The sequence below is a fragment of the Streptomyces sp. NPDC051217 genome (assembly GCF_044455465.1).
Classification (GTDB): Bacteria; Actinomycetota; Actinomycetes; order Streptomycetales; family Streptomycetaceae; genus Streptomyces.
In genome coordinates this window covers 1-19,424 of the sequence record NZ_JBITEV010000029.1, presented here as the reverse complement: position 1 = coordinate 19,424, position 19,424 = coordinate 1, and the positions used below count along the sequence as shown (strand labels likewise).

16 protein-coding genes and 4 pseudogenes are annotated in these 19,424 nt (G+C 68.1%); 8 read left to right on the top strand and 12 right to left on the bottom strand.

The window, feature by feature from the left end; translation table 11 throughout:
• Positions 1–160 precede the first annotated feature (160 nt).
• Together ACIBBB_RS35825 and ACIBBB_RS35820 are read left to right on the top strand one after the other, a co-directional pair.
• Complete coding sequence (locus ACIBBB_RS35825; protein ID WP_398989594.1) at positions 161–1,156, top strand: aldo/keto reductase; 996 nt, start codon at positions 161–163, stop codon at positions 1,154–1,156.
• 8 nt (positions 1,157–1,164) lie between these two features.
• A complete protein-coding gene (locus ACIBBB_RS35820; protein ID WP_398989592.1) occupies positions 1,165–2,004 on the top strand; it encodes a helix-turn-helix transcriptional regulator in 840 nt (279 codons plus the stop codon).
• 200 nt (positions 2,005–2,204) lie between these two features.
• On the opposite strand, the gene ACIBBB_RS35815 is transcribed toward ACIBBB_RS35820, so the two are convergent.
• From ACIBBB_RS35815 to ACIBBB_RS35805, 3 genes are read right to left on the bottom strand one after another with little or no spacing between them, the layout of a single operon-like run.
• Positions 2,205–4,955, bottom strand: a complete 2,751-nt coding sequence (locus tag ACIBBB_RS35815; protein ID WP_398989590.1) for a bifunctional YncE family protein/alkaline phosphatase family protein — start codon at positions 4,953–4,955, stop codon at positions 2,205–2,207.
• Positions 4,936–6,315 (bottom strand): ABC transporter permease, encoded by a 1,380-nt coding sequence (locus ACIBBB_RS35810; RefSeq protein ID WP_398989588.1) that lies wholly within the window; start codon positions 6,313–6,315, stop codon positions 4,936–4,938. Before ACIBBB_RS35810 ends, ACIBBB_RS35815 begins: the two co-directional genes overlap by 20 nt.
• Entirely contained in the window at positions 6,312–7,268 is a 957-nt protein-coding gene (locus ACIBBB_RS35805) for an ABC transporter ATP-binding protein (protein ID WP_398989586.1), read from the bottom strand. Before ACIBBB_RS35805 ends, ACIBBB_RS35810 begins: the two co-directional genes overlap by 4 nt.
• 263 nt (positions 7,269–7,531) lie before the next feature.
• On the opposite strand from ACIBBB_RS35805, the gene ACIBBB_RS35800 reads away from it, so the two are divergent.
• Positions 7,532–7,753, top strand: a complete 222-nt coding sequence (locus ACIBBB_RS35800) for a hypothetical protein (protein ID WP_398989584.1) — start codon at positions 7,532–7,534, stop codon at positions 7,751–7,753.
• A 453-nt stretch (positions 7,754–8,206) separates the two neighbouring features.
• Here ACIBBB_RS35800 and ACIBBB_RS35795 read toward each other — a convergent pair whose 3' ends face one another.
• Positions 8,207–8,386 carry a hypothetical protein gene (locus tag ACIBBB_RS35795; RefSeq protein WP_398989582.1) on the bottom strand — a complete coding sequence of 60 codons (180 nt, stop codon included), beginning with the start codon at positions 8,384–8,386 and terminating at the stop codon, positions 8,207–8,209.
• A 1,027-nt stretch (positions 8,387–9,413) separates the two neighbouring features.
• A pseudogene (locus ACIBBB_RS35790) lies at positions 9,414–9,602 on the bottom strand (alcohol dehydrogenase); the annotation flags it as partial.
• A 118-nt stretch (positions 9,603–9,720) separates the two neighbouring features.
• Between ACIBBB_RS35790 and ACIBBB_RS35785 the strand changes: the two are divergent.
• The 3 genes from ACIBBB_RS35785 (at position 9,721) to ACIBBB_RS35775 (ending at position 11,923) form a co-directional block, all read left to right on the top strand.
• Positions 9,721–10,758 carry a M28 family peptidase gene (locus tag ACIBBB_RS35785; RefSeq protein ID WP_398989580.1) on the top strand — a complete coding sequence of 346 codons (1,038 nt, stop codon included), beginning with the start codon at positions 9,721–9,723 and terminating at the stop codon, positions 10,756–10,758.
• Positions 10,759–11,072: 314 nt separating this feature from the next.
• Entirely contained in the window at positions 11,073–11,321 is a 249-nt protein-coding gene (locus ACIBBB_RS35780) for a hypothetical protein (RefSeq protein WP_398989578.1), read from the top strand.
• Between the two features lie 119 nt (positions 11,322–11,440).
• Complete coding sequence (locus ACIBBB_RS35775) at positions 11,441–11,923, top strand: hypothetical protein (protein WP_398989576.1); 483 nt, start codon at positions 11,441–11,443, stop codon at positions 11,921–11,923.
• A gap of 180 nt (positions 11,924–12,103) precedes the next feature.
• On the opposite strand, the gene ACIBBB_RS35770 is transcribed toward ACIBBB_RS35775, so the two are convergent.
• Positions 12,104–12,418 carry a hypothetical protein gene (locus ACIBBB_RS35770; RefSeq protein WP_398989634.1) on the bottom strand — a complete coding sequence of 105 codons (315 nt, stop codon included), beginning with the start codon at positions 12,416–12,418 and terminating at the stop codon, positions 12,104–12,106.
• A gap of 520 nt (positions 12,419–12,938) precedes the next feature.
• Here ACIBBB_RS35770 and ACIBBB_RS35765 point away from each other — a divergent pair.
• Positions 12,939–13,717, top strand: a pseudogene (locus ACIBBB_RS35765) (IS5 family transposase).
• A 212-nt stretch (positions 13,718–13,929) separates the two neighbouring features.
• Here ACIBBB_RS35765 and ACIBBB_RS35760 read toward each other — a convergent pair.
• From ACIBBB_RS35760 to ACIBBB_RS35740, 5 genes and pseudogenes are all read right to left on the bottom strand, one after another.
• Positions 13,930–14,142 (bottom strand): hypothetical protein, encoded by a 213-nt coding sequence (locus ACIBBB_RS35760; protein ID WP_398989574.1) that lies wholly within the window; start codon positions 14,140–14,142, stop codon positions 13,930–13,932.
• An 87-nt stretch (positions 14,143–14,229) separates the two neighbouring features.
• Positions 14,230–16,191 carry a CHAT domain-containing protein gene (locus ACIBBB_RS35755; protein WP_398989572.1) on the bottom strand — a complete coding sequence of 654 codons (1,962 nt, stop codon included), beginning with the start codon at positions 16,189–16,191 and terminating at the stop codon, positions 14,230–14,232.
• A 314-nt stretch (positions 16,192–16,505) separates the two neighbouring features.
• Positions 16,506–18,059 (bottom strand): CATRA conflict system CASPASE/TPR repeat-associated protein, encoded by a 1,554-nt coding sequence (locus ACIBBB_RS35750; protein WP_398989570.1) that lies wholly within the window; start codon positions 18,057–18,059, stop codon positions 16,506–16,508.
• A gap of 11 nt (positions 18,060–18,070) precedes the next feature.
• Complete coding sequence (locus ACIBBB_RS35745) at positions 18,071–18,427, bottom strand: CATRA system-associated protein (protein ID WP_398989568.1); 357 nt, start codon at positions 18,425–18,427, stop codon at positions 18,071–18,073.
• 178 nt (positions 18,428–18,605) lie between these two features.
• Positions 18,606–18,701, bottom strand: a pseudogene (locus ACIBBB_RS35740) (IS5/IS1182 family transposase); the annotation flags it as partial.
• A gap of 94 nt (positions 18,702–18,795) precedes the next feature.
• Between ACIBBB_RS35740 and ACIBBB_RS35735 the strand changes: the two are divergent.
• Complete coding sequence (locus ACIBBB_RS35735) at positions 18,796–19,176, top strand: DUF6221 family protein (protein ID WP_398989566.1); 381 nt, start codon at positions 18,796–18,798, stop codon at positions 19,174–19,176.
• Positions 19,177–19,230: 54 nt separating this feature from the next.
• On the opposite strand, the pseudogene ACIBBB_RS35730 reads toward ACIBBB_RS35735, so the two are convergent.
• Positions 19,231–19,424 (bottom strand): annotated as a pseudogene (locus ACIBBB_RS35730) (IS701 family transposase); the annotation flags it as partial.

Genomic DNA, 19,424 nt, shown 5'->3' with positions numbered 1-19,424 from the left:
GTCAGCGTGATGTGCCGGTCTCTGTGCGACCCGCGACAGGCACGCAGCGTCGTCCTGGGAAAGCGGGTCTGAGCCGGACGCTGGAAACCTTCTGACCTCGGCGCATGGTGGTCCGAGCGGCCACCGGACGGGTGACCGGTAAAAGCAGCAGGAGGAAGACATGAGCATCAGGACACACGCGGTGGGTGGCCAGGGACTGACGACGTCGGTCGAGGGACTGGGGACGATGGGGATGACCGCGTTGTACGGCGCCCGGGACGACGCCGGATCGGTGGACACCATCCACCGGGCGGTCGAGCTCGGGGTCACCCTCTTCGACACCGCCGACATCTACGGCCCGTTCACCGGCGAAGAGCTGGTCGGACGCGCACTCGCGCCTCACCGGGACCGGATCGTCATCGCGACCAAGTTCGGCGGCATGAGGCTCGACGCCGCCGGCAAAATCCTCGGCGGCCCGAGCGGCCACCCCGACTACGTGCGAAGCGCGGTGGAGGGCTCACTGAGGCGGCTCGGCACGGACCGTATCGATCTGTACTACCAGCACCGCGTGGACCCGGATGTGCCGGTGTCCGAGACCTTCGGCGCCCTCGGCGAGCTCGTCGCCGAGGGCAAGGTCCTCTACCTGGGCATCAGCGAGGCATCCGCCGAGACCATCCGCGCAGCCCACGCCGCGGCACCCCTCTCAGCCGTGCAGACCGAGTACTCCCTGTTCACGCGAACCGTGGAGACCAACGGCGTGCTCGACACGGTACGCGAGCTGGGTATCGGCTTCGTCGCCTACTCACCGCTGGGCCGCGGGCTTCTGACCGGTCAGCTCCGCTCGCTGGATGACTTGCAGGCGGACGACTGGCGGCGTACCGCGCCCCGTTTCAGCGAGGAGAACTTCGCCCACAACCTCGCCCTCGCCGACCGTGTGCGGGTGCTCGCCGAGAAGGCCGGCGTCACGCCCGGGCAGCTGGCCCTGGCATGGGTGCTCGCCCAGGGTGTCACCGCGATTCCCGGCACCAAGCGGCGCGCCTACCTTGAGGAGAACGCCGCCGCCGCGACGCTCACCGTGGACGCCGATACGCTGAACGCGCTCAGTGAGGCGATACCGGCCGACGAGGTGGCGGGCGAGCGGTACGTCACACAGGCAATGCGGGCAATCCAGGAGTGAACAACCAGATGCACCACAACGACCTGGGAAGCTTCCTGCGGGCACGGCGCGAGGCGCTCCGGCCGGCCGACGTCGGCCTCGTCGCCGGCGGCCGGCGCCGCACCCCCGGACTGCGGAGATCCGAGGTCGCGCTGCTGGCGGACATCTCCGTCGACTACTACGAGCGTCTGGAGCAGTCCCGCAACGCACACCCCTCACCGGCCATGCTGTCGAGCCTGGCCAGGGCGTTGCGGCTGTCAGTCGATGAGCGCGACCACCTCTACCGGCTGGCCGACTACGCGCCGCCGCTGACGGGTGGGACGGGTCAGTACGTCGATCCCGCGATGATGTACCTGCTGGACGCCCTGACCACCGTGCCCGCGCACATCTTCGACGACCTGTCCACGATGCTGGCGCAGAACCGGCTGAGCAAGGCGCTGTTCGGTTCCTGGACACTGGGCGACGACCGGGCCGGCAACGTGACCTGGCGCTGGTTCACCGATCCCTCCTCCCGGGCCCTCAACGTGACCGGGGAGTACGCCGGGATCGGGCGGGACTACGCGGCGGACCTCCGCGCCGCTGCCGCACGCAGAGGCGAGGACCCGGTGGCCGACGGTCTCATCGCCGACCTGCTGCGAGCGAGCGAGGAGTTCGGACGGTACTGGCGGGAGATGTCCGTGGAGCCGCTCCGCTCCACCCGCAAGCAGCTGATCCATCCGCATGCGGGGCCCCTCGATGTGCAGTGCGATGTCGTGCTCAGCTCCACCACCAGCCATCGGATGGTGATCTTCCGGCCGCAGCCGGGATCGCCCACCGCGGAGAACTTCGAATTCCTCGACGTTCTCGGCGAGCAGACATTCGGCACGTGAGAAGCCGCTTTCGATCCTCGGATCCGACGTCAGGCAGAACCAGCCGAGTTCGGCGCCCGCGAGATGCTTGGGCAGTCCGAGGAGGCTCATGCTCGACGGGGCAACCGGACGGCGTTCAGTTGGTCATCGTCAAGGCATTAAAGGGGCCCCTGGCCGGCGGTGATGCCGGCCAGAGGCCCCGTATACCTGATGTGCCTGGGTCAGCTGTCGGAATCGGCCGGCGGTATGTAGGCGCCGGGCACGTCCTTGGGGGTGAAAATCTTCTTCTCGCCGGGGTAGGGCTTCTTCCAGTTGTGCGTCTGGTACCAGGTGAGGTGGTTCATTTGCGCGGGGTTCGCGTAGTCGGCCACGGCGTTGGGGCCGGTCAGCCGCTGGTGCGACTTCCAGGTGTTCCACTGCGCGGCGAGCGGCTTCATGGGGGCCGGGACCTGTGTGGCCGGCACGGCGGCGGCCTTGGGGTCCTGCGGCGCCGGTGCGTCCAGGCCGCAGGAGGGCGGCGTCGCCAGACCGTCCGTCAGGGAGGTCCGGTTGGCCAGGGCGTTGAACGGCTTGAGGTTCGGCTTCTTGGTGAAGGCCCCGGTCATCGGGGTGGCCGCGCTGTCCTTCTGGTTCATCGGGTGGATCCCGAGGATCTGCTCGATGGTGCGGACCATCGTGATCTGGGAGTAGTAGTGGTTGTCGACGACGCCGTGCTGGGCGTAGGGGCTGATGATCTGGACCGGGGCTCGGTGGCCGTCGACGTGGTCGAGGCCGGCCTGGGAGTCGTCCTCGACGACGAAGATCGCCGAGTTCTTCCAGTACTTGCTGTGTGAGATCTCGTCGACCATCTTGCCGACCGCGAGGTCGTTGTCGGCCACCTGGGCGGACGGGCTCGCGGGACCACCGGTGTGGTCGCTGGAGAGCCAGAACATGTTCAGGTTTGCCGGGCCGTTCTTCTCGAAGTCCTGCTTCCAGATCTCCGCCCGGTAGACGTCCGGGACGCTGGTGTCGAACTTCGGGAAGGCGGGCACCGAGACACTGTTGAGTGACGGGATCGGCGAGGAAGAGACCAGGGAGTACGCGGACTGCTGCCCCGTCGCGTTCATGTTCTTGGAGTCGCAGTACAGGTTCTGCCAGGTCGATCCGGTCGGCTTTGTCAGGAACTGGTGGAACTCTCCGAAGTCGCGCACGGTCTTGTCGGCTGCCTGTGCGCCGGTCCACAGGAAGCCGGTCTTCTGGTGGCCGAGGGCGTCGTCCTCGGTGTCGTAACTGCGCAGGTACTCGCCGGCCGAGGACTCGGTGTACTCGGGGTTGTCGGCCTGCATCAGCCAGTTGTGGCCCTCGGCAGAGTTCGTGCCGATGTCGTAGGTGTTGTCGTACAGGCCGAACTGTTCGGCGAGTGCGTGCTGGTTCGGTGTCACGTTCTCGCCGAACTGTGTCAGGGACTGGTCGCCGTTGCCCTGCGGAAGGTCGCCGAGGATCTGGTCGTATGTCCGGTTCTCCTTGACGATCATGAAAACGTGCTTGATCGTCGAGGGGTCGCCCAGCTTCACCGGCACCGGCACCGGCTTCGCCTTGCTCTTGCCCTTGGCCAGCTTGACCGAGCCGGCGGTCCAGCCGTTCTGCTGGAAGACCTTGTCCGTCTCGGACTTGATGGTCTTGTCGCTGGGCAGTGTGAACCGTGTCAGGCTGGATGTCGTGTCGTGGGTACCGTGCCCGGTACTGGTGGTGGGGCGGCGCGCGTCGATACCGCGGGTGTTGGAGACCACCACCTGGTCGCCGACGGTGGCGATCTCCGCGGGGAAGTAGTCCGTCGGGAGCAGGCCGACGTAGCTGACCGGGTCCTGCGGGCTCGTGTACCGGTAGACGGCGACCGCGTTGGCGCGGCCGAGCGTCACCAGCAGGTGGCCGTCGTCGGTGAGCGTCACCGCGTCGGGTTCGTAGCCGACCGACGCCTCCGGCCACGGTTGGGTGGAGATGGTCTGCACGACCTTGTCGTTGGTGGCTTTGATGATCGACACGTCATTGCTGGCGGTGTTGGTGACGAACACCGCGCCCTTCTTCACGTACATCGCGGTCGGATGCAGACCGACGTCGATGTTCTTGACGGTGGTAGCCGGTTTCTTGACGTTGATGACGCTGACCGTGCCCGTGGTGGTGGCACCGGTCGCGGGGTCGGCCGGAACCTGAGTGTTGTAGGAGTTGATCGTGGTCTCTCCGGGCCTCGCGGTCCGTCCGCCCTCGTTGCTGACGTAGAGCTTGTCGCCGACCTGGACCATGCCGCGCGGGGCGTTGCCTACGTCCCAGCTCCGCTGGATGGCGCCGGTCGCCGCGTTGATGGCCACGACCCGGTTCTGGCCGTTGACCGCGGAGTACACCGTGGCGCCGTCGGCTGAGAACACTGCCGCACCGACCAGTGCGTGCTTGGGCCCGTCCGCCGGGATTGAGATGGTGACCGGGTTGGCGACGCTGCCGTCCGGGTTGACGGTGAACTTGGTGTAGCCGTCGGTCCGGCCCAGCCACAGCCGCTCGCCGTCGGGAGAGTACGTGGGGCCTTCCTGGCCCACGTCCTTGCCGCTGATGCGCGGAACCGACGACGCGGCGCTGCCGACGAGTTGCTGCGTCTTCCAGCTCTTCAGGTCCACGATCGACAGCGCTCCACCGCCGTCGGTGACCGAGGCCGCGAGGTGGGTGCCGTCCGGGCTGACCGAGGACGACATGATCTTGCCGTCGTTGATGACCAGGCGATTGCCGTACGGGGCGAGGTACTGGTCGCTGGAGATGACCTGGCCCTTTGCGGTCGTCTGGCCGACCTGCTGGGTGCCGAACTGGTCCGTCTGGGCGAAAGAGGTGCCCGCGGCGGCGACGGCGACGGCGGTGATGCCGGCCGCCACCAGGGGTACCCGGCCGATGCGTCTGCCGAGAAGCCCGGCATGGGCCTTCTCGACGTGCCTACGGCGTGTTACCTGCATGGAGTTGTCCCTTCGTGGTGCCCAGCAGTTCGACATTGCCGTCGAACTGCCAAAGCGGGTTCGGTGCGTCCCCGATCGGGGTGCGCACCAGGAAGTAGCCGTTCACTTCCTTCGGCCCGTCGCCATCGGCGACGTACCGCCCGTCTGGAGTGACGTCCAGTTGGTAGATGGCCGTGCCTGTGGCCGTGACGTCGGGGAGGTGCCAGGAGATGACGCAGCGCCAGTCGTTGCCCGCTCCCTGTGCACCGTCCGCGACGTTGCCCTTGGTGCACGCCGCGCTGGTCCTCAGCTGCGTTTCGGTGACGGCGGGGCGATTGAGCTGCTCGGTCTGCTGGCGATAGAGGTGGGCGAACGCCGTGGCTACCGAGCGCTGCACCTTTGCCTGTTCGATTCCCGAGTCCGTGGTCCCGGTCGCCCCGGCGACGACCCCGACCGTCACGGCGAGGAGTCCGGCGAGTGGCAGGACGCCGACGATGAGAGCGCGGCGCGGCGAGCCGTCATCGGAGAGGTTGGTGAAGTCCCGCCGCAGGAAAAGCAGATACGCCAGCACGCTCGCGACCACGGCCCACACGAGGCTGACCACGATGCCGATCAGGAGCGGGCCGAGCTGCGCCGTACTGGTGAACAGGCCATTCCAGGAGATGAAGGCGTACCCGGGCAGAGCGAGACGAACGGCGACGGGCAGTGGCAGCATCTGGGCGAGCTGCATCGCGAGCGCGACGAGGGCCGGCAGCAGCAGCCCCATCGGCGACCGTCCCAGCGTGACGGACCCGAGCAGTCCGATTGCGGCGAGGGCCAGGGTGGGGGCGAGTGCGCAGGCCCAGGCGAGGAAGACCTTGCCGGCGGCGTCGCCCGCCGTCAGCAGGTGGCCGTCGAGGCCGACCAGCGGGTGGTTGCCGACCGCCACGATTCCGCCGATCGCGCTGGAACAGACCAGCCCCGCCACGAGCAGCAGGATGACGGTGAGGCTGGCCAGTGCCTTCGAGGCGAAGATCCGTCGCGGCGACCGGACGGCAACGAGCAGGTGGCGCCACGTCCCGAGCCGATCCTCCGAGGCGAACACGTCGCCGGCCACCAGCGAGGTAAGCAGCGGAAGAGCCCAGGTGCCCGCGAAACCGAGCACCACCAACGGTCCGGCCCACCCCGTGGCGTGCATCCACCGACCGAAGAGAGTGTCGACGGGGAGCGATCCCTGTTGACTCACCGCGGCGACGAAGAGCGCCGGCGCGATCCAGCAGGCGAGGATCACCAGGCGGATCCGCCATTGCGACATGAGCTTGACCAGCTCGAAGCGATAACCGCGCACCACCGACACCCTCGGAGTGGGGACAGCGATGTTCTCAGCGATGGTCGCGTTCATAGGACTGCCTCCTCCTGCTGCTCGCTCTGCTGCTCGGTGAGGGCAAGGAACGCGGCCTCCAGCGGCGACACCACGGGCGCCAGCTCGCGCAACGCGATCCCCGCCTGCACGAGCCGCACCACCAGGGCATCCAGGGCGGGCACCGGCCCACGTACGACGAGCGTTTGGGCATCACGCTGTGCCGTGGTGTCGTCGACCACCTGGATCCCGGCTGTGCCGGCGGCCAGCGGGCGGGCGGCCTGCGGATCCGAAGTGAGCACCCGGTACTCGAGTTCGCGGTTCTCGGCCGCCAGCTTGCCCAGCGGACCGGAGAAGACGACCCGTCCGGTGGAGAGGATGGTTGCCTCGGAGCACAGGGCCTCGAGGTCGTCCATACGGTGACTTGAGAGCACCACGCTGGTTCCCTCCGCCGCGAGCCGCGCGAGAACCCCGTGGACGTGCTTCTTGCCGGCGGGATCGAGTCCGTTGTACGGCTCGTCGAGCACGAGAAGCCGGGGCTTGGTCAGGAGAGCGGCAGCGAGGCCGAGCCGCTGACGCATCCCCAGGGAGAAACCGCGGGCACGGTCGTCGGCGACATCGGTGAGCCCGACCCGGTCAAGCACCTCGTCGATCCCTGCCACTCGCGCCTCCCGGCCACGCAGTGCGGCCAGCGCGGCGAGGTTCTGCCGGGCGGTGAGCGAGGGGTAGAGGCCCGGCCCGTCCACGAAGCCGGCAACACCCTCGGGAGCGGCGAGCGCCCGCCCGACCGGCGTACCCAGGATCTCAAGGCGGCCGCTGCCGGCGACGGCCAGACCCAGAAGCAGGCCGAGCAAGGTCGTCTTGCCCGCGCCGTTCGGTCCGACCAAGCCGTGGATCTGCCCCTGCGTCACATCCAGGTCGACGCCGTCGAGTGCGACGAAATCGCCGAACGACTTGGTGATCCCGCGCGCCCGAATCGCGAGGAGGGTATCCATGGGTCTCCCTTCCTTGAACAACCTCCAAGGACATTAGGTGTGCCATGCATTCAAGCCAGGGGCGGCGAGTTGAACGATCACGGAACAGGAGACGACCCACATCCGCTACACCGATAACTACTTCCACTTGCGCAGTTCGTATCCGTCAGACCCCAGGCACGGGCGCAACAGCTACCGCCCCCCGGCCGGGCGGCTCCGAACAATGGGGCCGCCCCTGCCGCTTCGTCGCTCCTGCCCCGCTCAGGGGCGGTGAGGAGGGTGTGATGCCGATCCGTCGCCAGACGATGTGCTGCGCACCGCGTATGCGCTCCTGCCCGTACGACCAGGGCGGCCCGGCCGTTCCCGTCCCGGGTGAGTTCGTAGACGCCGGGCACGCACCGGACGCGCTTGATGCGCAGGCCGGGGCGGAACTGGCCGGTGCGGAGGTCGGGGACGAAGGCCCGCGTGACGGTCTTATGGAAGCGGCGGGCGTTGTTGGGGTGTGAGGCGATGAAGGTCGGCGGTGAAGCCGGGGGGCGAAGGTGGGCGCAGCGGTCTTCCTCGGGGCGTCACGAAGAAGCCCCCGGACAGAGCCGCCTACAGCTGGCGCTTCATCACCCAGCAGCAAGTGACGCCCACTGCACGGTACGACGGCGTCCGCACGGTACGTACATGGACCGGGACGGGCCGGTTCAGCCCGACGAGTGGCGTGCCGCAGTGACTCACACACGAACCTTCGGTCACCCCATGCCGCGACTTGTCCCCGACGGCATGTACGGGATGCGGGGCGACACGGCCACCACGGCGAACGACGGATTCATGGAGTCGCTGACACAGAAGCACAAAAAACCGCAAGCTGCGCTCACACAGGCATCCGCCTGGCGCGCCGGGCCCGTGGCCGACATCGGGGAGTGGTCCGGTGGCCGCGTGGACGATCCGAACGACGACTTCGCCTGCCGCTACATGTTCGCGTTCCGGCGCTTGGTCGCCCAAGGCGTCACCCGGGTGCCGTCACCGGTCTGCCAGCGGCGGACGAGCCGCCCGGTGACACGGCCGTCCGGAAGCAGCACCCGCACCTGCGGCAGAGCGCGGGCGGGGGTGTCGCGGTGTGCGTCCTGTCCGCGCGACGGCTTAGCCATCCGCCCATCGTAGGACATGCATTCGATTTGGAAGGGGTGTGGAGGTGGCGGGCCGGGTCGTTGGTCATGCGTTTCGCGCGGCCTGTCGGGAGGTCCACCTGCTGACGATCCCGGAGGCGTTCAATCTCGCGGGAGCGCCCTTCCCGGCCTGAGTCGATCAGTAGGACCGAACGAATGAACGCAGAGGTGGGAAACGTGATCGCTCTGGTACTGCTCGGCGTCTTGGCTCTTACTGTCGGCGGGTGCGTGTGTGTGGTGTGGGCGGAGCGTGGCGGGCCCCGCTGGGTCCGTGTCGTGGCGAGCATGACGCTTTCCGCAGGCAAGGTGATGCGCCGCTCGGAGAGGAACCGGCGCCTGGGCCTGAACGGGACCACCGGTGACGACGGTGAGAAGCGAACGACCCGCACGAGCGGCTGCGCAATGGTGCGGGCGGGGCCTGTTCGGCTGCCGACTCGGATGGCGGACCGGGCCGCCTGCCCCTTGTCCGGGTGCGCCGCCCGGCGGCGCGCGCCGTGTTTTCCCTTGACCAGCCTCGCTACCGGTCGTCGTTAGACCGCGGTCAAGAGGGTGCTTCTGCACGCTGCTCCTTCGAAACGACCGCCCCGGGCTGGGGCAGTGAAGGAGACGAGACGATGATGACCACTCACCCAAGGGCCGGGTGCAGGCGACCTTCGGGCCCGAAGGCCGGCGCGTGACGGGCAAGCCGGGGCAGGCTCCTTGGGGCCCCACTTCGGAGGGCACTGGGGAACCCCCTTTGGCGTCCCACACCCCAAGGTATGGAAAACCCCCCGCTCAGGCTGGGAATCGGCGCAAGCAGGGCTGATGGCGGGGAAGCGGAAGACGAACCCGGCGGGGTCGACGAACAGTTTCCGTGGCGATGTGCTGTGCGTGCTCGGTGCGTTGAAGGTGGCGACGGCTGATCAGATTCTGCGGGTCGGCGCGCCGCACCTGAACCACCGGCACTCCGGCAAGGAGACGGCGTTGAAGCGGAAGCAGGCCCGTAGCGCTTCGCATGCCGGTGCGCGCTTCAGCCAGCGAACGGGGTGAGGACGGTGCGGTCGAACGGGCCGCCGTGCGCGGCGGCGTACGCGACAGTGTCGTTGACAGCATCGAGGGGGAAGGACCGGACCCGTTCGCGCGAGAGGTCCAGCGTGCCCGAGGTGAGGAGCCGGATGATGCCGACGTTCGCCGTGCGCGGGTACATCCACTGCCCGCGCGCGAGACAGGCGGGACACGAATCACCGTTGCTCACTTGCTCACTTGCTCACCAGGCCGGCGAATACTGTCGCCTGTGAGGGCCATCCGCGTGGACACCGGACCAGGTAGGGAGTCCCATGGCAGCACCGGACGCAGGGCACGCGCCATCCGATCCGGCCCGTATCCGCCGCGACGTGGCCGTGCTGGCGTCGGAGCCGCGCAGCCGACGGCACGCGCCAAAGGCGATGGAGCGGGCCGAGGCGTACGTCGCCGAGGAGCTGACTGTGGCCGGCTGGCAGGTTCACCGGGAGCCTTTCGAGGTGCGCGGGCGGCTGGGTTCTTCGGACGACCATGGGCATCAGGCACGGCCGCTCAAAGTGCGTTTCCATCGCCGGCTGGCAGGTGTCAACCTCAGGGCCGAGCTTCCCGCGCGGGTAGCCAGCTCGCCGGCGGGGCGCACGATCCTCGTCGGTGCGCATCTGGACACGGTGGTGGGGAGTCCCGGAGCCGACGACAACGCCTCCGGGGTGGCGGTGGTTCTCGAAGTCGCCCGGATCCTCGGCTCCCTTCCCGAGCCGCCCGGCGTGACACTGATGATCTTCGACATGGAGGAGGTCGGTCTGATCGGTTCCCGCGAGGCGGCCCGGCGACTGGCCCGAGCTCATCGAGTCCGTGGCATGATCTGCCTGGAATCGGTCGGCAACTTCTCGTCCGAGGCCGGCAGCCAGCGGCTGCCCCCGGGCGCCGGGCGCGCCTTTCCGACCGCCGCCGCAGCCGTCCGGGCGGCGGATCACCGCGGCGATTTCACCCTGGTGGTGCACCGGGAATCCTCCCTTGAGGCGGCCGAGGAGTTCTCCCGCGCCGCCGCCGAGGCCTCACCTTCGCTGCGGACAGTCCTGCTGCGCGATCCCCGGCCGGACGGCACGCTCGGAGCCGTCATCGGTCTGGCCGTACCGGCCCTGCTCCATCTCGGACGCAGCGACCACGCGTCGTTCTGGAACCGGGGTGTCCCGGCCCTCATGCTCACCAGTACGGCAAACTTCCGCAATCGCCATTACCACCAGCCCACGGACACCCCGGACACCCTCGACTACGACCTGCTGGCGAGCGTCGCGACCGCCACGGCGCTCACCGCGCGCGCTTGGTCCCGGGCAGTAGCCGTCCGGACGCGGTGAAGGGGCGTCACCGGTGCCCCGGCACACTTGCCTTCAACAATCTGCGACGCCCTTGACGCGTTCGAGGGAAGCGGTTCGACCGAACCCCTTCGGGGACGCGCTGCCGCGCCCCGAAGGACCGCGCAGGAAGTGTTCGACCGAAACACTTCCTGCACCACTTGCCTCATGTGCCTGCATTCGCGATCAGTGGTCTGAACTGCCCAAAGGTGCTTTGCCCCATGGATAACGGCTGCAGCATGACCAGGGCCTTTCATCACCTCTCACCCCATGGCCGTCAACGAGACCGTCATAGCAATGCTGCGCCGAAGCCGAACATGGCCCGGCTCGCTGAGGATCCGCTCGAGGTCCGGGAAGCCGTTGACGCACCCGGCGGGATCGGCTCCATCGCCTCGTACTGGACCGTCCCGCTGCCCGCCACGGGCACCTGGAACACACCCGGCAAGGGCGTCGCCCAGGCCGACATCGTCCTCACCGCCTCGCAGGACAGGGTGCCGCTGCTGTTCATCGAGGTCGACAACTGCGACGAGACCCCCAAGGAGCTCGCCGACAACCTGGAGGGGTAGGCCCGGGTCCTCCGGCGGAAGATGAAAGACACTGACGGCAAGGACGGCCGATGTGGCGCAGCCGCTGGACGGCCCCCGCAGGACGGCCAGGAGATGTGCCGCACCCACCCGTGCTACTGGTGTTCAGTCGCATCGGCGACCGCAACCCCAACCGCACGGTCCCGCGCCTGCAAGAGCTCACCCGCCACCTCTGGCAGGGGGAGCGGCAGCACAGCGGCCACCATCACTACGACGGGAAGATCCCGATCATCGCGACCGGGCTGCGCAACCTCCGCGAACACGGCCCGACCGGCCCGGTGTTCCTCCGCTTCGGCCGCGACCACCCGCGGTCTCCGGTGGAGACGATCGGCAGCCCCCGCCGTGACGCCGCCGACGTCCGCGCGCAGGAGGAGGCCTGGGTCCGTCAGCGGGAGTACAAGGCACAGCTGCGGCGGGCAGCCGAGCAGAAGGCAGCTGAGCGCGAGGGCCCGCCCGCCCGTCTGCGCCGGCTGCGGGGGCGAAGTTCGCCGACGAACGGTGGGAAACAGCCCGGGCGGAGGACTGGGGCACCCCGCTGGACAGCCACCCGCAGCTCTGCGACGACTGCAAGCGCCAGGCCGTGACCGCCGCACCACACGACCCGGTCGTCAACGAGCGCCAGGAGCAGGACCATGCCGTGCCCGGGCAGATGGCCGGGAGGCTGGGACGCACGGATGACTCAAGAGGAACGCCGCCATGGTCGAGGCGACCACGAGTCAGACCAAGGGGCCCGACGTGCCGTGCGCAGCCCTGACCATGGCTGGTCAGCGCCTTCGGCGGGGTGTGCATACTTGCTGGTCATGACGTCTCCACAAGGTGTTGTCGCGGCGCGGGAGGGCCGGGTGTGGCTGATGACGTCTTGTCTTCAGTGGCTCGAACCGGCGGAGGAAGAACTGCCAGCGGCGGTCGACGGCCGGGATGGCGCCGGTCCGTGACCACCACAGGCAGAGCGGCTTGTTCACCCCGCCGGACAGCAGGTGCTCGACGGCCAGCCGGATGATGGTGCCCTCGGTGATCGGCAGCGGGCCGTCGTGGTCGAGCCATGAGAACCGGCGGGTCAGCCTAGTGACCTGAATCAAAGATTCCCTGGTAGTTCGAGGCGTCTCGTCGAGTCGGGTCCTGTGGACTGCGACCCAGGTCAGTGGCAGCCGAGCCCCACCAGCTCGCTGGCGAGAACTACCGAAGAATCTCCGACTCGGGTCACTAGAGTGGAGACGGTCCCATGCCTGGGCGGCCGCCTTCCCGTAGAGCCGCATGTCGGTGACGGTGGCGGCCTGCTCGTCACCGCAGGTGGCGGGACCGCTGAAGATGAACTCACCACCATCAAAGAGTGTTTCGTCCCGGTAAAGGTGCTTGGTCGCTGTAAGGCTGGCGATGGGACGTGAACGGCTGAGACTGGTGAGTTCTAGTTGGCGATTGGGGAGCGGATGACGACTCGGGAGGGTCCGTTTCGGTCCCTTCGCTCCTGTCCGATCCCAAGGCGCCCCCGCGTGCCCCGTTTGCGCCCTGTAGCGGGCCGGCGGTTGGCAGTACCTAAGAAACATGCCTCGCCGACAGCGACCATATCCAAGCGACCTGTCCGATGCCCGATAGGAACTCCTGGAACCCATTGTCGGCCTGGAGGGCCGAGCGGAGAGGGAAGGGCCCCGGGTATCGGCGGCCACCGGAGCATGATCTGCGCCGGCGGTCCTCTACGCCGACCACCGCACGGGGGTCCCCTGGCGGTACTTCCTAACGACTTCGCTCAGTGGGAGACCGTCTACGGACACTTCGCCGCTTGGTAAGAAGACGGCATCCTCGAGCAGCTCAACAGTCTCCTTCGCCGGCTCGTGAGAGAGGCCGAGGGACGGGGCACCGAACCAAGTGCGTGCGTCATTGATGCCCAGAGCGTCAAGACTTCCGCCGACGTCTCGCGGACGGCCAGGGCATCGACGCAGGCAAGAAGGTGGCCGGCCGCAAGCGCCACGTAGGCATCGACACCCTCGGACTGCTTCTGGCCGTCTGGGTCACCGCGGCCAGCGTCTCGGACAATGTCAGCGGTATCCGCCTGCTTTCGAAGGTTGCCGCCACCCATCCCCGCATCACCAAAGCCCGGGGCAGACACCGGCTACCGCACCAAGGCTATCGAGATGGTGCCCGCCTCGGGATCGATGTCGAGACCACCCGGCGCGCCCCCGGCCAGAAGGCTTCAAGGTCATTCCGAGGCGCTGGGTCGTCGAGCGGACTTCGGCTGGGTCATGCACCTCCGGCGCCTTGCCCGAGACTACGAAACCCACCCGCACCGCTCCGAGACGATGATCCGCGTTGTGATGATTGACCTCATGAGTCGGCGACCGACCTGCGATCCACGCACAACTGGCGGGACGCCTGACGCGTAACCAGGGGTATTGCGTGCACGTCATTGTTGGTGTTCTGGTGCGCGAGGGCCGTGGAATCCAACTTGTATGGTACGACCACGACCTGTGTGTCGTCCTCGTAGATGACCCGCCCTGGATCTGCTGAACGCAGCACCCGGCAATCGACGCCGTGAGCGGCCAGAATCTCCAGATAGCCGGGGACCCGATCCAGGAGATGCGGCTGACGGCTTGAATCACGCTGCGGCGCCAGGGTTGATCTCATCGTCGTAGATAGCGGGATCAATGGTCGAGGGGTCGGTGTACGCAGCGTCGTACCAGCGATTGGTGCTGCGGCGGAAGGACTCCTGTTCGTCCGAGAGCCTCCCCTCCCGCGCCAGAGTATTGACCAGTCCAAAAATGCCTGTGAAGCGGCCTCGAGTGTTCCGGTGCGGCGACTGGATCCGCACGCATCCTCTCGTCGCGAGCGGATCTCAACGTGTGCTGATATGAGGCCAGCATTGGGAGCGAACGCCTTAACGGAATGAAACGCTCTTTCAGACGCCGTAGTGCACGAAGGAGGCCCAGGCGCTGGGATGGTCCGGACGGTTCCTACGTTCCTTGAGGACGGCCAGGCGGAGGGCTTCCGCGCTCCTGGCGTGGTCGAGAGTTGGGCGGCGGAAGAACTGCCACACTGGCCCTCCTCTGCGCTTGCGCATCAGATGTTCGTAGACGCTCTCGGCGATCCGCGCCGTGGGGCCGTCGGGCACGGGCCAGAGTGTGCCGATGACGGACTGGAACCCGGAGTACATCAGGGCGGCGGCCAGGCTGATCCACTCGTCACGCACCAGGTCGCCGCCTACGGCCGTGGTGCAGGCGGCGAGCAGGGCGAACTCGGCCTGAGAGAAGGGCAGATCGGCCAGATCGGAGACGGTGAGGGGCTGGTCGTGCAGTACGAGGTGACTCTTGAGGGGCTCGCCCAGATCCTGCACCGCGTGGCAGTCGAATTGAGTCCAGGGGTTCTTGAGAAGGGCTTCACTCACCCTGGCGTGGGTGGCCTCGGCATCGGACAGTGTGGTGCGATACCACCACGGGATCAGCTCACAGAGGAGGGCGTGGAACCGTCCGGCACCAGGAAGGTACGTGGTGTCGGGCGCAACCAGCAGATGGCTGCGCCTGTTTCGCCGGTCGGGGGAGGGGAGGTCCTCGTGTGCTCTTCGGGCCCGGATCAAGGCGCTCATTGTGGATGTGTAGGACGAGACGGTCAGGTCCAGTGCCGAGCTGCCGTCCGACGCGTCGCGTGGGGCCGCCGCGTGCAGCGGCAGCGTCGTCAGTGGGCCGGTGGGGACCCACCAGGTGCGTGTGGGTCCCGCGTTCGGGGACGAGGCGACCTCGCTCATGACGGGAGCGACCACGGCGTGCCACAGCCAGTCCAGGGTGTCCCGGATGATCTCCTGCTGGTCGTCCTGGTTGCCGGTCATGGCAACCAGATACCGCTTCGCACGCTCTTCGGCGTCGGCGGCCCGGAGGCGTGGGAGAGGAATGCGCGAGGGTTGCTCCTGGTCGACGGTGACGATCAGGGCGTCGCAGCCCCAGAGGCTGACATTGACGTAGACGACGTAGCCGCCCTCGGCGGCGCGTCGCAGGTCCGCGTACCCCAGAGCCGTGAAGGGGGTGGCGGGAAGAATTGCCTGAGCCCTGGTGGAAAGGCGGACCCACTCGCTCTCCAACTGGGCGATGGACCAGTCGCCCAGTTCCGTTCCCAGGCCCTCGCGCGGCCAGGGACGGCCCCAGCGGTTCGTGTCCATCCGCAGGTCGTCCCCGGAGTCACCACCCCGGTCGGCTTCCTGGACGTTCGCGTGATCCCGGTCGGCCAGGGGAGCCAGTTCCGACAGTCCGGCGTATACACGGTCCAGCTGGCGCCGGAGCCGGTTCGCCTCCTGTGACGCGGACTCTCTCATCTCCTGTTGTCTGGTGCGGGTGCTCAGTTGCTGCTCCCACATGACGGCCCGGCCGTGCTCCAGGAGTTGTACGGCGTGTTCGGGGCGATCCGCGGCGATCGCGAGCGCTGCCGCGTCGGACGCCAGCCCGCGGTGTCCGCCCAGGAAATCGAGTACCTGCTCACGTGCGCCCCACACCGCTCGAGGCAGCAGGCCCACGGCCTGCGCGAGATACGGGTAACCCGCCGCCGGGCCTGATTCGGCCACCGCCGAGTACCCGCTCTCGCACGCGGCTCTCAGCCGTTCGATCACGGGAATTCCCGGCTCGTCACTCATCTCCTCGCGCAGCGCCCGGCTGGAGGGCAGGCGCTCGCGCAGATCCCGCGGCAACCGACGACTGGCCACGGACAGATGGGCGGTGAGGGCCGACGACAGGTTGAACAGGACTCGTGCACGCTGGACGGTGCCCGGCTCGGCCTTCTCGTATGCCGCGACGAGGTGACGGAGCGCGTCGTTGAGATCGTAGGCTGCGCCGTTGAGCCGGTAGCGGTCGAAGAAGGCAACTCCCAAGCTGTTCAAGCACTTGACCCAATAGGGGTCATTGGTCTTCCCCGATTGTTTGGCCGAGTCAATGGCCAGAAGGAACAAGTCGATGGCTCGTCCCAGGCTGGGAAGTTCGCGCCGGGTCAGGAAGGTGAAGTGGGCGGCGATGCCCTTCCTGAAGAGGTCCGCTGTCCGGGCGGGGCCAGGTGCCGAGAGGTTCGGTTCCGAGGGGCCGGGTGCTTGGCGAATGATCTCGACCCGGCGGTTCTCGTCCCTACCGTGCCACGGGCTGCTGTGACTCATGATGTCTCGCCGTCCTCTCATGGGCGCGCGGCCCACCTTCAGCACGCTCACCCGCGGTCGGGGGGACGGGGTTTCGTCGCTGCCGCCACTCCGACGACCGCCCCGAGTCCGGAGTACGCGGCTGTCCACGGCGCTGTCACGCCGTCCCCGCCCACGGCGGAGACCACCACCCAGGCGAGGGCGCCACCGAGCGCTCCCGCACCCATCCGGACCAGCACCAGCGGCCACCGCCGGTCCGGCATCACGACACGCAGCACCACGAGGGAGGCCAGCAGGGCCAGGGAGCCGAGAGCGGTCACGACGGCGGGCTTCATCACGCCGGGGAGCGGGACGGTGTACTGGAGGGACTGAACGGCGGCGAGGCTCATCAGGATCGCGCCGACGGCGCCGGTGAGACCGAGGTTGAACGTCTCCTGGCGACGTTGCAGATCGCGCTGGACCAACTGGTCGGCGAAGGTGCCGGCTCGCTCGCAACGGCGCAGCGCGGCCTCCAGATAGGTCGCTTCGTCGTCCAGGCGCTGCGCGAACCAGTCCGACAGTGCCCGGTCGTCGGCGAACGGTCCGCCGAGAGCGGGATCACCACTGAGGGCGCTCATATTGGCCGCGGCGATCTCGACGGTGCGGGCCATCTCGCCGATCCGCGTCAACCGGTCGACCAGACCGCGTTCACGTGCCTGGAGATCGGTCAACGCGTGTGCGGCGCTGAGAAGTTCGGAAGGGCGGTGCGGACCGTGGCGCGCGGCGGCAGACCGCGCCAGCAACTCGCTGATGATCACGTCCGTCCGGGCGCGCAGCAGGCCGATGCCCTCGGCCGCGGTCCAGACGCGCAGTTGATGGCGGAGTCTGGCCGAGTGCTGGAGATATCTGCCGAGCGGCGGCAATTCTCGGGTCCGGGTGGTCCAGGCCCAGGCGGTCAGTTCGGGGTCGCGGTCGTGTGTGGCGATCACTGCGAGACGTCGCTCCTCGCGTGTGTCCGCGGCGGCCGAGGCTTCCCACACGGCGAAGCCCTGCGGGACCACGACCCCGCGGAACGGCCAGGCGTCCGCCGCCGAGGGAGCGGCCGGTGTCCGTGTCCGTATGACCGCTGTCAACGGTCCGGCCGGTTCCGGGGACGGCACGTCCGGGGCGGCACTGGGGGCGGGGTCGGCGAGCCGTGCCAGATAGAGCCGGGCTGTTCCGAGTACGCCCTCGCCCGGCCGGCCGGCGGCCACCACCGTTCGTACGACCCCGGTCCACCGCGTGTCCAACTCCGCCCAGCCCAGGCCCTCGGCGGGATCCGGGGCCAGCATGACCGAGAGACACAAGGCATCGTGCTCTCGGCGGAGAGCGGCCTGCCAGACCCCCGGACCTGATCTTGTTCTGGCGGCGATCAGTCCGCGCGCGGCCGGGGTACCACCGGTGCCGCGGGCGGTGTCCTCCAGAAGGGCCTGCCACCCGACCGCGGGGTCCGTGCCCACGCCGACCCCTGGTATCGGTTCTGTCATCTGGAGGGTCTCGCCGCACCTGTCCCAGAGATCCCTGAGAAAGGCGAGGGCGTCGTGCCGGTGCTTGCCGCCGGTGGCAACGAAGACGTGCACGCCCAGTGCTTCGGCCTGGAGCATCCCGCGCGCGCCTAGGCGTCGGGGTTCGGGGCGGGGCTCACCGGGGTGGTGCCGGGAGCCTGACCGGCAGTGGTCCGCGGACTCTCGGACGACATCGCACCCAAGGAGTGGATCAGTTCGTTGACCCGCTCGCGGTACTCCTGCGGCAGCGGCAGCATCGAACAGTCCTCCAAGCCGACGATGCGGTGCGGGCCCGCCATCTCGATGTTCGCCACGGCCAGTCGCAGCGCGGGAAGATTCCCGGCCTTGATCGCGAGCTCCACGGCCGCCAGATTTCTCCCGACCACATCCCAGTTCTCACGCTTGAGCCGCCAGACCAGAACGTCCTCCAGGACGCCTTGTGCCATGAATGGTATCTGCCGCTCCATGCGGCCAAGCTAGTCCAGGATGCATGGCGGATCACTCGTCAACTACCCAATTGACCAAAAAGAGTTACCGCCGTGGCGCCGAGGGGAGCCGACCGGTGTCAGTCGCAAGACTTCCCGGTCGGCGATCAGATTATCCAGGCTGAAACAGCGGGACGAAACGCCCTCTCAGGGCGCTCTATCGCGACGGGGTCACCAGCTTGCCGAAGGCGCGGGGGCTCAGCCCGGTGAACGGGGCTGTCCAGGACGGTTCCGATGCCGTGATCACACCGGCCACGGCTTGATCATTCAGCTGTCGGCCTGCTGGCCGGAGCCTGCCCACACCATGGAAATCAGGCGACCGGGCCGGGCGCATCGTCCAGGATGACCTCATGGGCCAAGACCTGGTGACGTTCCTCCACGCAAGGCTGGACGAGGAGGCCGACCTGGCCCGACGCTGCGACGGTGACGGCTGCGGGGAGTGGACCGCTCACGGGCACACGGTCGACTTCTGCCAAGGAGAACTCCCCGGCTTCCATCCCACGATCGCCCTGCACGTGGCGCTGCACGACCCGGCTCGCGTCCTGCGGGAGGTCGAAGCCAAGCAACGCGTGCTCGCCCGCCATGTGCTCAGTCCAGCCACGGGTGACCCCGAACTACCGTGGGACAACCGCGATGACTGGCAGTACGACGGCGAGACCTGGCCGTGCGACGACCTGCTCGACCTTGCCTCACCCTACGCAGACCACCCTGACTACCCCCAACCATCCTGAGACGGGGATCGTTTACGGGACAGCCCTTAGTACTCCAGCCGTAGATCGTGATCTTCATGCTTGAGCGGCTTGTCGCCGGTAGTGGCTGGTCTGGGATCGGGCCTGGTGGCGGCGTCGCCGGACGGACCAGCCAAGCTGGTGGACAGGGTCAAGGACGCGTTGGATGACGAGCGTGATGAACAGTCGTTGGATCTCGTTGCAGGTGAGCGGTATCAGCCCGTCGGGTGAGGGATGACGGTCGTGTTCGT

Excerpts from the sequence above, each read along its gene's own strand:
- ACIBBB_RS35780 (WP_398989578.1), top strand. The coding sequence starts at position 11,073 with ATGGCCCGGCTCGCTGAGGATCCGCTCGAGGTCCGGGAAGCCGTTGAC.
- ACIBBB_RS35795 (WP_398989582.1), bottom strand. The coding sequence starts at position 8,386 with ATGGCTAAGCCGTCGCGCGGACAGGACGCACACCGCGACACCCCCGCC.
- ACIBBB_RS35805 (WP_398989586.1), bottom strand. The coding sequence starts at position 7,268 with ATGGATACCCTCCTCGCGATTCGGGCGCGCGGGATCACCAAGTCGTTC.
- ACIBBB_RS35820 (WP_398989592.1), top strand. The coding sequence starts at position 1,165 with ATGCACCACAACGACCTGGGAAGCTTCCTGCGGGCACGGCGCGAGGCG.
- ACIBBB_RS35785 (WP_398989580.1), top strand. The coding sequence starts at position 9,721 with ATGGCAGCACCGGACGCAGGGCACGCGCCATCCGATCCGGCCCGTATC.
- ACIBBB_RS35750 (WP_398989570.1), bottom strand. The coding sequence starts at position 18,059 with ATGCTCCAGGCCGAAGCACTGGGCGTGCACGTCTTCGTTGCCACCGGC.
- ACIBBB_RS35735 (WP_398989566.1), top strand. The coding sequence starts at position 18,796 with ATGGGCCAAGACCTGGTGACGTTCCTCCACGCAAGGCTGGACGAGGAG.
- ACIBBB_RS35800 (WP_398989584.1), top strand. The coding sequence starts at position 7,532 with ATGCCGATCCGTCGCCAGACGATGTGCTGCGCACCGCGTATGCGCTCC.
- ACIBBB_RS35745 (WP_398989568.1), bottom strand. The coding sequence starts at position 18,427 with ATGGAGCGGCAGATACCATTCATGGCACAAGGCGTCCTGGAGGACGTT.
- ACIBBB_RS35810 (WP_398989588.1), bottom strand. The coding sequence starts at position 6,315 with ATGAACGCGACCATCGCTGAGAACATCGCTGTCCCCACTCCGAGGGTG.
- ACIBBB_RS35815 (WP_398989590.1), bottom strand. The coding sequence starts at position 4,955 with ATGCAGGTAACACGCCGTAGGCACGTCGAGAAGGCCCATGCCGGGCTT.
- ACIBBB_RS35825 (WP_398989594.1), top strand. The coding sequence starts at position 161 with ATGAGCATCAGGACACACGCGGTGGGTGGCCAGGGACTGACGACGTCG.